The 14,037-nt window shown below is 54.7% G+C and carries 12 protein-coding genes; 5 read left to right on the plus strand and 7 right to left on the minus strand.

Annotated features, from left to right (window positions below; genetic code table 11):
- Window positions 1-41: 41 nt before the first annotated feature.
- The 3 genes from HCH_RS16275 to HCH_RS16285 form a co-directional block, all read right to left on the minus strand.
- Window positions 42-449, minus strand: coding sequence for a GFA family protein (locus HCH_RS16275; protein WP_041599629.1), 408 nt, complete (start codon window positions 447-449; stop codon window positions 42-44).
- A gap of 53 nt (window positions 450-502) precedes the next feature.
- The gene (locus tag HCH_RS16280; RefSeq protein ID WP_011397437.1) at window positions 503-1,303 is read right to left on the minus strand and encodes a hypothetical protein; all 801 of its coding nucleotides are present in this window, start codon (window positions 1,301-1,303) and stop codon (window positions 503-505) included.
- A 183-nt stretch (window positions 1,304-1,486) separates the two neighbouring features.
- On the minus strand, window positions 1,487-2,542 hold the full coding sequence (locus HCH_RS16285; protein WP_011397438.1) for a serine hydrolase domain-containing protein: 1,056 nt from the start codon (window positions 2,540-2,542) through the stop codon (window positions 1,487-1,489).
- A gap of 238 nt (window positions 2,543-2,780) precedes the next feature.
- Here HCH_RS16285 and bfr point away from each other — a divergent pair, with 238 nt between their 5' ends.
- The gene (gene bfr / locus HCH_RS16290; protein WP_011397439.1) at window positions 2,781-3,245 is read left to right on the plus strand and encodes a bacterioferritin; all 465 of its coding nucleotides are present in this window, start codon (window positions 2,781-2,783) and stop codon (window positions 3,243-3,245) included.
- Between the two features lie 243 nt (window positions 3,246-3,488).
- Here the strand turns inward: bfr and HCH_RS16295 are convergent, their stop codons facing one another.
- From HCH_RS16295 to HCH_RS16305, 3 genes are all read right to left on the minus strand, one after another.
- Entirely contained in the window at window positions 3,489-4,613 is a 1,125-nt protein-coding gene (locus HCH_RS16295; RefSeq protein WP_011397440.1) for a sulfite exporter TauE/SafE family protein, read from the minus strand.
- A gap of 118 nt (window positions 4,614-4,731) precedes the next feature.
- Window positions 4,732-5,463, minus strand: a complete 732-nt coding sequence (locus HCH_RS16300) for a response regulator (protein ID WP_011397441.1) — start codon at window positions 5,461-5,463, stop codon at window positions 4,732-4,734.
- A 99-nt stretch (window positions 5,464-5,562) separates the two neighbouring features.
- Window positions 5,563-5,931: a hypothetical protein gene (locus tag HCH_RS16305; protein ID WP_011397442.1), complete on the minus strand. Its 369-nt coding sequence runs from the start codon at window positions 5,929-5,931 to the stop codon at window positions 5,563-5,565.
- 378 nt (window positions 5,932-6,309) lie between these two features.
- Here HCH_RS16305 and HCH_RS16310 point away from each other — a divergent pair, with 378 nt between their 5' ends.
- The gene (locus tag HCH_RS16310) at window positions 6,310-7,206 is read left to right on the plus strand and encodes a hypothetical protein (protein ID WP_011397444.1); all 897 of its coding nucleotides are present in this window, start codon (window positions 6,310-6,312) and stop codon (window positions 7,204-7,206) included.
- A 460-nt stretch (window positions 7,207-7,666) separates the two neighbouring features.
- Here the strand turns inward: HCH_RS16310 and HCH_RS16315 are convergent, their stop codons facing one another.
- The gene (locus HCH_RS16315) at window positions 7,667-8,476 is read right to left on the minus strand and encodes a phytanoyl-CoA dioxygenase family protein (protein WP_011397447.1); all 810 of its coding nucleotides are present in this window, start codon (window positions 8,474-8,476) and stop codon (window positions 7,667-7,669) included.
- A 381-nt stretch (window positions 8,477-8,857) separates the two neighbouring features.
- On the opposite strand from HCH_RS16315, the gene HCH_RS16320 reads away from it, so the two are divergent.
- From HCH_RS16320 to HCH_RS16330, 3 genes are all read left to right on the plus strand, one after another.
- Window positions 8,858-10,099, plus strand: a complete 1,242-nt coding sequence (locus HCH_RS16320; RefSeq protein WP_011397449.1) for a diaminopimelate epimerase — start codon at window positions 8,858-8,860, stop codon at window positions 10,097-10,099.
- A 75-nt stretch (window positions 10,100-10,174) separates the two neighbouring features.
- Window positions 10,175-12,454 carry an MFS transporter gene (locus tag HCH_RS16325; protein ID WP_011397450.1) on the plus strand — a complete coding sequence of 760 codons (2,280 nt, stop codon included), beginning with the start codon at window positions 10,175-10,177 and terminating at the stop codon, window positions 12,452-12,454.
- 13 nt (window positions 12,455-12,467) lie between these two features.
- On the plus strand, window positions 12,468-13,973 hold the full coding sequence (locus HCH_RS16330) for a hypothetical protein (protein ID WP_011397451.1): 1,506 nt from the start codon (window positions 12,468-12,470) through the stop codon (window positions 13,971-13,973).
- Window positions 13,974-14,037: the final 64 nt, after the last annotated feature.

Here is a 14,037-nt window from a genome sequence, read left to right on the forward strand (position 1 = left end):
CATACAATGCTATCGCAAACTATTTTTTAAAGCTTATGTCATCACTGCGGCCCCCTCTCCACCATCGGCGCCTTCTCCAGCTCTGTATCCCACTCAGCCCTACTCTCGACAAAAATATGCGCATTGGGTTTTATCGTGACTTTGCTATCCAGGCTGCCGGCGGGAACGGCCAGGAGTTGACCATTCATTTGGATATTGGGTAACGCAGAGCCGCAGTGTAAGCAAAAGCTTTTATTATGCTGGGTTCCTGGCAGCGTGAAAATTTTGACCTGCTCTTCACCGCTCAACCACACCAATTGCGCTTTGGTAGAGAACAAGTTTGAGGCGTGCGCAGATCCGGTGTCTTTACGGCAATACGCGCAGTGGCAGAGATAGAAGCTTTCAAAATCGCCCTCTATCTCAAAACGTGCTTCGCCGCATAGGCAGGAGCCGTGGTGTCTGGCGCTCATTTCCAATTCCATCCAATAATCATTTGGTTTTTACAATTCTAGGGGCAGGCTCCCTAATCCTTAGACGCCCCACCCTCCCCGACATACTGCAGTTCCTTCATCTTAAGCACGCGGGTGAATTCGTCGAGGCTGTCTTGTTCGTCTTTTGTCAGGGTGACGCCGCTGCGTTGGGCTTCTCTGAGTGCGGCGATTCTGTCGCCGAGGTAGTTGATGTCCCGTTTCAGTTCGTTGCGGGAGGGGCTGCGGTTTTCGAAGGCTTTGGTGACTTCCACCAGGCCCGCCATTAGCGAACAGCTGTCGTGGTAGGCTTGCAGGTCGAGGACGGCGAGGGACAGCGGGTAGTCCGTGGTGGTGTTTTTCATGCCGGCTTCCAGCACGGCTTTGTGTTTGGAGCGGGCGACGTCGATGGAGCGTAGTATGGTCGTGCCCAGGGCGTCTGCGTAGACCTCTTTGTTCACTAAAGATTGAATGCCGGATGTGGCGGTGGCGGCGGCGGCCAGGTTGCCGGCGGTTTGGGCGTGGGAAAGCACGGAAGCGGTTCCCGAGAACAGCATGGCCGCCGAACCGGTTCCCACGTTCCAGGCGTTGGCGTTCGAGATAATGCCGGCTTTATGCAGGGTGCATTTTCTATCCGATAAGGCGATTGCTTGCGATATGACCTGATTGCGATAAGTTTTGCTGTTGCTTTTCAGGTTCAATTGGGACAGATCGATCATCCCATCTTCGGTGATGTAGGGGTGGTCGGAGGAATGTTTCGCCGGCAGGATCAACGCTCCCGGCAGGTAGTTTTTCGCAATAGACTCACATCCAGACAGTATGATCGCGACTGCGATTAACGTGATTTGACGCATCATCCTTCTCACTCCTGTTGACTGACATCTTCAGTTACCTATCCCTACATTCCCTATTTCGCGCCGCGCACCTCCACACAAATCTGTAGATTTACAAATTTTCTTCTTAAATCAAAAAGTAGCTCACTCTCCGCTGCGCGGCCAATCTATCGGCCTCCCTGCCGCATCGACCGCCTCAACGTACAGTTAATGCTGCGCGGCCACGGATGTTGAGGCCATGTCCATCGCCTGCAACAGCAGCCGCCGAACGCGGTCATGATGATGAAACACTCTGCGGATATCCGACAAAGACCAGGCGACGTTTTCCAATACCACCAAAGTGATTTTGCGCTCAGGGTAATACGCCAGCGTGGAGATATAGCCAGGCGCATACCCGCTATGACTGAACTCAGAAGGAGCCTGCTGCGACACCTGCACGCCAAAACCGTACCCCAACTCACCCCAGCGATGGCTCCGGGTTGCGGAGGCGGCCAGCATACGTTGGCGCCACTCCGGCTGCAGCGCCTCTCCTTCATACAGGCATTGGCTCCAGCGCACCAGATCCTGAGCCGTAGACACGACGCCGGAAGATGGCGCGTGATGAAATAAAGTCTGATTATCCACCGCTTGTAATTCGCCTTGGTCAGACTCCCTGTAACCGGTCGCCAATCGTTCCAGATAAACCGTATTCTCCGCCGAAGGAACGACGCTTTCCGTCATACCACATTGCTGAAACAAAGTCGCAGCCAACTTCGAGTAGGTATGCTGAGAGACCTTTTCGACCAGAGCGCCGACAATGTCATAGCCGTAATTGGAGTACGCGAACCCGCTTCCTGGCGCGAATTTCAAAGGTTCACCTGGACGCGTGACGCCGGAGGTATGATTGAGCAGTTCGCGAATACGCACCCGATCCAACCAAGGCTCAGTGAGGCCGCTATCATAATCGGCGAGCGTCGCATCCAGTTTGATCGCCCCCGATTGCGCAAGTTGCAGCGCCAGCACAGCGGTGATCTGCTTACTCAACGAGCCGATCGCAAACCGACTTTCCTTACTCAACCGCCCCTTCACGCCCGCAGCGTAACGGAATAAAACTTCATCGCCTTGCGCGATCATGACAACGCCGCTGAACGGCCGGGGCTCCTGCTCCGCAAGCGACTCCGCCAGGGCTCTCGCATCCAGCTTCAATGGCGCAGATTGCGCATTAAACGCGACGCTAAAAAGACCGACAGACAGCCACTTTATGACGTCCCTGAATCTACTCATCCTTACATATCCTGATCTTTAATAGCCAATGTCCTCAGAGCCGGGCGACGCCTCGGCAAAGAAGAAACCAAACACGAATGAGAATCGAATTTACCACGCCTTTTGTTTATATATCAATTGGTTACATTTTATACTCAGCGATAACTGGCCTATAATGTTCAAACCGCGATCAAAGAGGCACATCCCCCAGGGGCGTCGGCTTTTTCCCTTGAGGGTCACCGGGAGGGAGGTTAAGACCATGAAAAGCGATCCGAAAATCATCACTCATCTGAACACTGTCTTGGGCAACGAACTAATCGCCATCAATCAGTATTTCCTGCACGCCCGCATGTACAAGAACTGGGGACTGAAAGAACTCAACGAGCATGAGTATGAAGAGTCCATTGATGAAATGAAGCATGCGGATAATCTGATCAATCGCATTCTCTTTTTGGAAGGTCTGCCCAATCTGCAAAAACTGGGTAAGCTCCGCATAGGCGAAAATGTGCGCGAAATGCTGTCCTGCGATCTCAGTCTGGAAATGGACGCCGCCAAAGACCTGCGCACCGCCATCGCATACTGCGAAGAACATGCGGACTACGTAAGCCGGGACCTATTCCAGGACATCCTGGAAGATGAAGAGGAGCACATCGACTGGCTGGAAACCCAGCTGGATCTGATGGACAAAGTGGGCGAGCAAAATTACCTGCAGTCTCATATGTGAGACCGCTGCGCGTTTACTGCTCTGAGGGCTGTTGGTGTGGCAGACAAGTAGAAGGAAGCTATTTGTCTGCCTGATTAATAACTAAAGGTAGGAGCGCAATAACGCCAAGCCAAAGTAAGTGGTCTCATCAAACTGGCTGATTTCATTGACAGAAACTTGAAAAGCGGCTGGAGGTTTTCCAGCCGCTTATTCGCCATTGCGTGGATATAGATTGCCGGTGATATCCGCCCACGAAGAGCCGCCTCAGCTCAGGTCCGCCGCTTCCACCTGTTTCACAGTGCGCCCCTGAGACGGATAGGGATTCTGAGACAAGGACTGTCCAGACATTTCCGCCAGATACGCCAGACGAGTCTTCGCCGCTTGTTTTTCCTTGGCCTCCCCTACCAGAACCGCACCCCAGGCGCGCAGACGCTCAAAGCCATACAGACAGACGCCTACCGCGCCCACCGCCATCAGAACCCCAGCCACGCCCAGAGTGTGACGCTCAACGGAGCAAGTCCAGATAAACTGTCCCACACACAGCACCGCTACAAATAACAGGGTCGGCTTACGCCCGATCAGGTCGACGATATACGCGCCCAAAGGCGCTCCCAGAGCGACAATAGGAGCCGCCGCCAGCCAGTTTTCATACACGCCGGGCTGCATGCCGGTGGACAGATTTTTAACCACCACGCCCAGCACGGAAGTGAACGCCATGATGACGACAGAGGTAGGAATCGCGATCTTGAGATCCGCACGGCACAGCAGCACCAGCGCGCTGTAGATCACCATATCGATGCCGACGCCGGTGACGGAAGCGACTGACGCGCCGGCGCACAGGCCAAGCATGACGCCGACTCTGAAATCCCAGTGCTCATCAAACTCAGTCATGCCGCTATGACCGGCGATCTCACGAATACGGTACAGGTGCAAAATGCCGAAACTGGCCCAGATCACCGCGAACACGACCTTAATCAACAAACCGGGAACATAGGGGGCGATAAAGAAAATTCCCAAAGGCGTACCGATCAGTGCGCCGAACATAGCGCCGAACAGCATCGACCAGGCCAAAGGCTGGCGACGAGCCAATATGAAAATGCTGGCGCTGGTCATGCCGATCGCCTGTACGGCGAAACTGAAGTCCCGCCCCAAGGTCGCCGGCATATCAAACAACAGCACCAGCACAGGAAACCCAATCGTGCCGCCGCCCATGGGCGTGGAACCGGCGGCGTAACTGCCCAGCGCCATCGCCAGAGCGATGGGCCAGTGTTCCGTCACCGCCTCCCATTGACCAAGGCCGAACACCAGGAAAGCCCAAACGCTATAAAAACCAACCAGCCATAACAGCCAAACCCAAATGAATTTCTTACGCGGAGCTTGTATCGTCATAAAAGTTACCAGGCGTTAATTGCAACTGAGCCTAGATACTAAAATGACGCTCCTACCGACTGCTATGGACAAAACCGGGACTTACTGTCCCGGTTTTGGTTATTGTCCTGGGTGGTTTTTATTGAAATTTCGACGGGAAGACGTAGAAGACAATGCGCTCGATGCAACCGTCTCCATCCCGGAATGGCTTGATCAAAGTCTCGGTTTTCAGGGAGCCGCCGTCCTTGCGACGCAGATGCAGTTCCCCCTCCCAACATCCCCGGTCCAGGACATCGGCGTACAGCGCCTGATACGCCTCACGAGGCTGCTGGTCAGATCGCATGGTGGAGGACGCCACGCCAATCAGCTCATGGGCCTCGTACCCCAGCCAGAAGCACAGCTTCTCATTGATATCAGTCACCACACCGCTGCGATCGATCACCACCACCCCTTCCCTGGCGTTGTCGAGAATATCGCGAAACGCCTGCGCATCCTCGCGTCCCGCAGCAGAACGCAAAGACTGGGTCACCACGCGCACCAGATCTTCATCGTCCCAGGGTTTGGTTATAAAAGTATTGACGCGGGCGCTGTTGACCGCGTCCCGCAACATGGAAAATTCACTTAACCCGCTCATCAACACTCTCTCGATGCGTGGGTACTTGTGACCCACTTTTTGCAGAAATTCTACGCCGTTCATGTAGGGCATGTTGAAATCGGTGATAACCACGTCGAAATCATGCTGTTGCATGAGCCGCAGCGCAGCCACGCCATCATGAGCGGAATGAGTGCGATAACCTCGTCGGTGAAGTAGACGGGTCAGGGATTGAGTCACCCCGGGTTCATCATCAACCAAAAGGACCGCGCCGTTCATAGAATCACCCTCTTTCGCCTGAATGTGATTCAAGTCTAGGCTTCAGTTCCCGGTTAGTAAGCGAGGATTTGGTAAATTAGGGAAACGGTTTGTTATCTCTTATGACCGTATTTGCAGCGCTCCCAGCCCCAATAATCCCAAGCCGATCAGACTGAGCCCGAACACCGCCGCCACAGTTGGATTGGCGGACGCCGAAGCGCCAGTCACCGACTCTGTCGCAGTCATCGCAACGCCTGTCGACGACAGCTCGGAGGTTTTGCAGAAGTCCGTGTTCACGTAAAGTCCACCGCCCATTCCGCACTTGCCCGCCGGCAAGCGATCAAGCTGCGGCTCTTCATAGCCATACTTGATATTCATACTTTCGAGGGGGCGTTTGAGATCGTACTCCGCAGAGTCCGTAGAAGTGACATAGGCCGCTTCCGCGTCCCACGCCAATAACAATAAGAGCCATAGCGATATTGTTTTCATGGTGTCCTTTCCTTGTAAACCGCAAAAGCGCTTCCTGGTTATTCCAAGATCTTCGAACGGCGTTACTCCATATGATTAGATTATTAATCCTTTGGTTGAATCCCGTCCATCACTTTTTGTGACGCGCATCACATTTTTATCGGAAAACTTAACAGTGTAAATTTATAAAAAAGGAAACGCTTTCATATCACGACAGCCTTTCCACCTCTCGTTTCTTCCAATAAGCATAGCGCAAATGAACTTAAACGTTTTAGTAATTTTACGTATGGGTGTGTTACAGGAACGTAATTAAAGTTCAACTCCCTGTTAACAAGGGCCGCGCGGTTAGTGCGCGATATACATCTCTATATATTTTGGTTCTCTGGAAATTAATAACGAATGAAAACACGTAGCATTGCTTTGGTATCGGTTTTGGCTCTGCTCACAGGATGTGGCGGTGGGGGTGGCGGCTCCTCATCGGGGAATGGATCAACAAAAAATAACACAATCAGCGCGTATGAATTCTCACTCGCCAGACAGGCGTACGCCATCACTTATGTGCCGCTGGCGGAAGCGCGACTCTACAGCTTCCACTCAGTTGAGCTAAGGGATAACAGCCTGCCTGGTCTGACAGATGGCGTGAAAACCATCACCTGCCCCAAAGGCGGTTATTACACGGCCGAATTCAAATCGCTTAAGGATAGAACGAGCACATTCACACAGAAGTTTTACAACTGCTCGATGGACTATGGCCTCATGGACACCATCACTTACGTCAGCGGCTCCCGCGACATTTCGTTCATACTGCCTGAGGGCGACGCCCTTGAACTGACGACAGAGTCCGTCAACAACGACGTCAAGGTCACTATCGATGGTTTGCCGCTGGAGTACTCGGGCACTATTACGACCAAAGTGTCTCGCACCAATGAAGCAGGCGACTACCCATTCAAGATGGAAGTTACTCTTGGCGGTAACGTCACGCTCCTTGCTAAAGCGTTTTTCACGTTGAACGAGATGCATAAGAGCATTTCTCCTGTTCAGTTCACTATTAAGCCAAACGCTATTTTGCCAAAGGTCATGAAAGTCACAACCAACGGCAGCATCATGTTGGATAGTCTTTCACTCAAGCAAGCGCTGGTCTACCCGGGCGTTAAAGAGGGAGAAACCGGACTCTTTGGCGTAGAACGCGATTCTCTATTCGAGATGGACAGAGGAAGAGTGATCTTTATCACTAATAAAGACCTGGGCGGGCGAACTGCCGTCACTCGTCTCAATGATCAATTCAGTGACCTTTAATTAGAATTGAGGCGGTGAGCCATGAGATTAATCCTATGCGCAATAAGTCTCGTTGCAGGCATGGCCATACTCTCAGGCTGCGGAGGCGGAGGGGGCTCCGCCTCCTCTTCTGAAGACAACCAACGCAATGAACTGGCGTCCCTGGCGCGCAAGATTTTGCGGACCTTTTCGTGCGCGAGCTGCCGACTGTCGACGCCATCGACACCGGCTGGGTCAGATATGCGCAAGGCGACATTAGAGGTGAGTTTAAAGTTCAGCGCCGTAAAGGAGAAATTGTCTCCGCGCAATAACGCACTTTAACGATTTCGATCGACCGCTCCCGACGCATTGACGGTTTGCTACTTCTCATTGTCGGGAGCGGCTTTTTTTTCAGCGCTTGATCTTGTTAATCCGCTTCGCTTACCTGTATGACTTCGCGTCGCTTTCTTTATCCGGGCTTTAGCTTTCTGCGAACCCTCGGCTACAGACCCAGACCTTTATAGGTGTAATAGCCGGTTATGATCTTGCGTTCGCCTTCCTTCAGTACTGTTGAGCGGTGTAAGGCGCGGGAGTCGAAGATAAACATCGTCCCTTTCTTGCCGGTAATTGTCTTTTCTTTGTATTTCCACAGTTTACGAATCGTCGCCGCTTCGTGGGGCCAGAACATGCCGGAGTAGTCGGTCATTTCCGTGTAGCGGTTGTTTTCGTCGGTGCGGAAGTGCAGAAAGTAATTGTATTCCGGCCAGTAGCGCCACAAATGGTTTTTGTGGCTGCCCAGAGTGATCGTCGTAGGCGCCTGATTTTCCGTGACGTCGGTGAGATACACCCAGACTTTTATACGATGGCGCCAGTCGTCAAAGTGATGATGGTTGGACTGCGAGGATGTCCCCACCTCCCTTTTCTCTTCATAGAACGTTTTCAGCAGTTCGCACTTACTGGAGCAATAGCCTTTGATCAGGCTGAGGATCATCGGGTCCTCAAAAATTTTGCGGGTCATTGGCGCAACATCGGCGACATCGTAAACACGCGAAATTCCCGTGTCGATGTGGCCGTTGGCGACCCGGGTAAGATCCTGACGCTTCTTGGCGGCCTCTATGTCTTCCAGAAATTCATCCACCTGCTCCGGTGAAAAATATTCCTCGAATACCACACAACCGTCCCTGTTCAATGTGTCCAGATGCGCTTTGTACTCCTTCGCCACTGGAAAGGGGGTAAGCGCGCAACGAATTTTGTAGTCCAGTTTCTGTACTAAAAAATCCACCATGGAATCTTTAGCGTACAAGCTCAGCATGTCAGGCTCCTTCGGCTATGCGGGCGTCGCCGATAATCATAAATAAATTAAAGCTTACCGCTCACAACTGCAGAATGTCAGCAAGGCCGCTTAGGTATAGCAGAACGGCGGAAAATGACTGTAAGCCTGTGTGGATATTTGCAATCGCCCCACCTCCTCCAGATACACAAATCGGGAGTCCGAGCGGTTTCTGTATCAGAGTTTGACAATACATATCTCACAAAACTTTCATGCCTTTCTCGCACCCTTCGCCATCACAGTTAATAATTTAAGTTTACCAATCATTTCCAATTATCGCCGTTATGCAATGGCGGAGAATTCAGACCATGCTATTTTCTATGGCGAATTTGTACTGTTTGTCACCAAGTGAGGTCACTCCAGATGTTCATAGATAAGAACGAAACAGCAGTAGCCGCGAAAACTGTTCCCTTCGTCAAATACACTTCCTGTGGCAATAACTTCGTTATTGTTGACGCCACTGAAGACAGCGTATTGGCGGAAATGGAATGGTCGGCGTTCGCTCCCAAGGCCACAAGCACGACTTTTGGCATTGGCTGCGATAACCTGCTGGTGGTGCAACGCTCGAATGCACGGACGCTGGACGCGATCGCTAAGGATAGAAACTACTGGGACGCAAAACCGGATTTATCCGCTGCGGACTATGTTTTCAGAATGTTTGAGCCCAACGGTGAAGAAGCCGCCTGCTGCGGCAACGGCCTGATATGCATCGCCGATTTTTTGCGTCGCAAACACGGCGTCACGGTGTCCAATATCGCCACTGAAATCCCGTTGTCATCTCCTAATATTATTTCCATCGGCAGCCTCGGTTACGACGGCAGCTGGGTCAACCTGGGCATGCCCCGCCATACGCCAACGCAATTGGTCAACCGCGACAGCCTGCATCCGCTGGACGACACCATCGACGTCATCGAGGAACTCACCATTCAGTTCCGCCGGGACGATCTGAAGCCCTATACGGATGCATCCACGCTGACCATCAAAGGCTATCTGGTATTCACTGGAGAACCCCATCTGGTGATTTTCCCGGATCATGATTTCTCCGTGCCTGAGCTGGCCAGCTTCATTTTCGGCGCCACTCCAGAGGGCCATACGCCGGAAGACAGACGCCGCGGTCTGGGCGCCTGGCTGGTGCATCGCATCGGCTCCTTTATCAATAGCCGCTGCCGACACATTTTCCCTGACGGCGTCAGCGTCAACTTCGCCCGCATTCACAATCTGGACTCCGTCTCCAACCGCTGCTTCGAACGGGGCATCAACCGCGAGACCCTGGCCTGCAGCACTGGCGCTCTGGCGGTGGCTTATGTGGTGCAACAGTTGTTCTCCATGCCCATCACCAACATCAACCTGCTGCCCCTCCGCTGCCGGGAAGAAGATCCCGATGCGGTGATCAATATCCAACAGACGGAAAACGGCTGGGTGCTGACCACCAAACCTTACATGTTGTTCGAAGGCCAATACCGCATGCAGCCGATCAACGTGGTGGCGCCAACCGCCAACGAATACCTGATGGCGGAAAGCGAAGCGCGTTTATACAAGCAGCAGCTCACCCTGGAAGCCGCGAATTCGACCACCATCCGCAAGCGTCTGATGACCAAGCAGTGATCTATTATCTATAGTAGTCGGGAGGTATTTCGATGAGTTACGATCGCCACACTTAGCTATGAGGACCGTCGCTAAATGGACGCGCTAAACCCGATGCGGTTTTCCGCAAGAATGACGTTATTGCTGATTCTCACACTGCCCCTCAGCGCTTTCCTGTCTTATGTTGTATTCGAGCGTTTGCACGAGCAGCACTTTCTGTCTGCGTCGATGTTTGAGGCGGGAATCAAAGAGATCCGTTTCCAGAACGCGACAGACCTTGAGGATCTGAGCCAACGTCAAACCGAGTTGTCGGAAAAACTGCGCGCCACCGCCGTGTTCAAGGCCGTCACTCAGAAGACAGGCCAACAGAGCGGCGACGCGTCTTCCGTTTTCGGGCTGGAGCTTGCTCTGGCCCGGAACGGCGTCGTCACCCTGAGCACCAACGCCAATCAGATCGGCGCGGACCTTCCCAATGCCTACCGCTTAAAGAAGCTTCCTGATGATGAGCTGAAGTACGCGTCCACCCAGGATCATTTCCAAATCATTCTTCCACCGGCGCAGCCTGAATCCGGCGTCACCGCCATGGTAACCCTGGACAAAGCCGTGACCGCCGCCAACGGCGAACAACGCGAACGTCAGATGTGGGAGAGTCTGGCGCGGGGATTCGCAGCCGGGTTCGCCGTGTTGGCGGGTATGACGCTGCTGCTGATTGTGCTTAATCGGGTGGCCAACACTTCGGTTGAAGAAGGCGATGGCAAAGGGGCCCGCCGTTTCGCCCGGCTCGTTCGCGCCGGCGCCGGCATTCTCACCGCCGCCAGCGCCCATGGGGCGCTGTTCGTCACCGCCTGGCTCGCCATTCAGGCTGATTTAACCTCGGCGCAGGGCGAAACAGCCTACAGCGGCCCGGATTTCATTGCGTTAGTGGCGGATAACGCCACCATCATGCTGATCGCCCTGCTGATTGCGGTAGAGATGTCTGTGGTTTTGTTCGCCGGGCGCACGCCGACAGAACCGTCACAGACTGCCGACAACGCTCCCTCCGTCCCTACGCCTGAGGCGTCTGAGCTGTACAAAGCCATGCGGCCGGCGATTTTCCTGTTTCTGTTCGGCGTGGACCTGTCCATGTCGATACTGCCTCTGCATATGGAAAGGCTGTATGAAATCATTCCCGGCGTATCCAGAGAGTTTGCGCTGGGGCTGCCTGTTGCGGTGGAGTTTTTATGCGTTGGCGTCGCCATCTTTGTCTCCGGCGCCTGGCTCGACCGCAAAGGCTGGGTTCCGCCATTCGCCGTTGGCCTGCTGCTGACTCTGGCGGGAGGCCTGTACTCCTGGCTGGCGCCCGACGCTTTGCAGTTTGTACTGTCCCGCGCCATTCTGGGCTTCGGATACGGTCTGACATTGTTGGCGGCGCAAGGCTTTGTCGTGCGTCACACCGACACCCGCACCAAGACCCAAGGGCTGGCGCATCTGTTTGCAGGCCTTTATTCGGGCAGTATCTGCGGCGCCGCCACCGGCGCCCTGATCGCCGAGCGCTTTGGTTATGAAGCGGTGTTCCTGACTGGCGCGCTACTGGTGTTCACGGTCGTCGCCTATGCGGTCATCTACTTGCGTCGGGGCGCATCCGGCCCCGCCGCGCCCAAAGCCCCCGCACCCAGTTCCAGCGCTCATGGCGGAGAGATCACCATCTGGCGTTTTCTGGGGGATCGCAATGTGATCGCCGTCAGTCTGCTTAGCAGTCTGCCCGCCGCCATCGCCGCCATAGGTTTCATGCACTATTTCACCCCGGTTTACCTGAGCCGCATTGGCGCGCCGGAGGCCAAAATCGGACAGATACTGATGCTGTTCGGGCTTTGCATGACGTTTCTCGGCCCCGTTGTCGGACGACTGGCGGACCGCATGCCGAGCAAGAAGATCCCGATTTTCATCGGCGGCTTGCTAGGCAGCGCGGCGTTTCTGTCTTTTATCGGCCTGCAGGGCGTCGCAGCGACCTCCTGCGCCGTCATCCTGCTGGGATTATCCAATTGTTTCGTGCTGTCCTCACAAAGCGCCTACGTCCTGCATCTGGACGTGAGCAAAAAGCTGGGAGAAGGCAAAGCGCTCGGCTTGTTCCGGGCCTCCAGTCGTATTGGTCAGATGCTTGGCCCCATGTTGTTCGCCGGATTGGTGGGGCTGTCCGACATCCGCTACGGGGTGGCGGTACTGGGAGGCGCTTATCTGATCACTGTTATTTTGTTCCAATTACTGGCCGCACGGGAGACGCCCGCCGGCGACAGCGGCAAGGCCGGGGAAAGCCTCACGCCAGCCGAGCCCAGGTCGCAACGGCCGCCATCCCGTCACAGCCAGAGCGCTATCTCCAGCCGCAGCAAAACCGCATAAGGACCTCATCACCATGGAATCACTCCTTTCGGAAAGCAGCCTGACCAATTCGCTGCTGACCAAGATTCGCGCGCGCCTTCCTGTCGTCGATGGCGCACTGCAAACCCATGCCGGCGTCCCGGTCTGTGACTATACCCGCAGCGGATTTCGCTTTTTCCAGAGCAGTTTTCAACCGCGCCAGGATCTGGCGGACGTATTACGAAGCTATGTCTCGCCTCTGCTCGGGGAAGCAGTGGCCGCCGCGGTCAGTGCGGATATTCTCAATCATCCCGTCGCCCTGACCGCTAATCATCACGGCGTGGATTATTTCGCCCAGTCCGTGCAAGGCACGCTGCTGTTTGGACTCTCCACCGGCGCCGCCACCTTGCCCGTGTTCGCCTGCGCCAACATTCCCCTCAATAATCTCACCTATCCTCGCGGAATGTTGCTGTATCCTGAGGCGAAATTCGCCGAAAGCGCCGCCAGCGGCGCATTTCCGCTAAAAATACCCTTGTTTCCCGACCGCCTGAAGCGCACCATCGTCGCCCGCACCCCCGCTCTCGACGCAAACATGCTGCAGAACGCCCAGAAACGGGTTAGAGCCGCCTGTAGCGACGATTCTCGCCTGGCCGAGGCTGCTCTCAGCCTGCTGCGGGATGACTACGAGGCGGAAGCGGTGATGTCCGCCGCAGACTATTCAGACCAGGCGGTTATGCTGAACCAGCGTCTCTGGCGCCGTCTGTTCGCCGCCAACGTCTCCGCGCCGACGCTGGTCTATCTGGAAATGGAAAAAATAGCGACTATGCTTCTGGAATATGACTTGGCTAACCCGGATAGTCTCGCTTCCATTCTATTTTTCGAGCAGCCTTTGTTGCAGGCTCTGGACGCTGAACTTAAGGGAATCAACGGTTCCGGCACCTTTCTGTTCTGGGGCGTTGACGACGCCGGGCGCAGAGTATCACTCGGCCTGACGGCTGAAGACGGAGGCGCGGCGACATTGCGTGCAGTGGACGGACAACAAAGCGATTATGCAGTTCCCTTGACGGCCGGTCCGTTATTGCAGGAACTGCGCTCAGGTCGTCTATTGCCTTCATTATTCACGAATTTTCTTGTCATCGCCCTGGCCCGCGGCGTAACCTGCGCCGGCGGTTACTATCAGGCGTCCTATCTGCCCCGGATGCAACGCAGCGTATTGAATGCGCTACAGCGCCATTTTGGTGAAGACGCCCGCTTTCAAGCCATCGCCCGGGCCTTCACAGGATTCTATCTGTCAGGCATGCAAACCGTCGTCACCCGCACGCGCGACGATGGTTACGTGCCAGCGGGGCCGGTCGAGATCCTCGCCGCCGGCGGACTTGACGCCAGCGCCGTGGCGCGCATTCGCGCCATGACGGTGGAGCAGGCGCATATCGCCTCATTGCTGGAGACGGCGGCGGATGTGATGAGCGGCCAGGAGACGATGCCGGAGGGCTGGACCACCACCCTGGCGGGTGAATGCAGACGTCGACTGGCGGGCGCGCCCGTGACCATCGAGGCCTAGACGAACCTGATAGTGCGCCATAAGAGCGCAATAAAAACAAAGGGTTATATGGACAATGTTGCAG

The organism is Hahella chejuensis KCTC 2396 (assembly GCF_000012985.1).
In the GTDB taxonomy this organism is placed as follows: Bacteria; Pseudomonadota; Gammaproteobacteria; order Pseudomonadales; family Oleiphilaceae; genus Hahella; species Hahella chejuensis.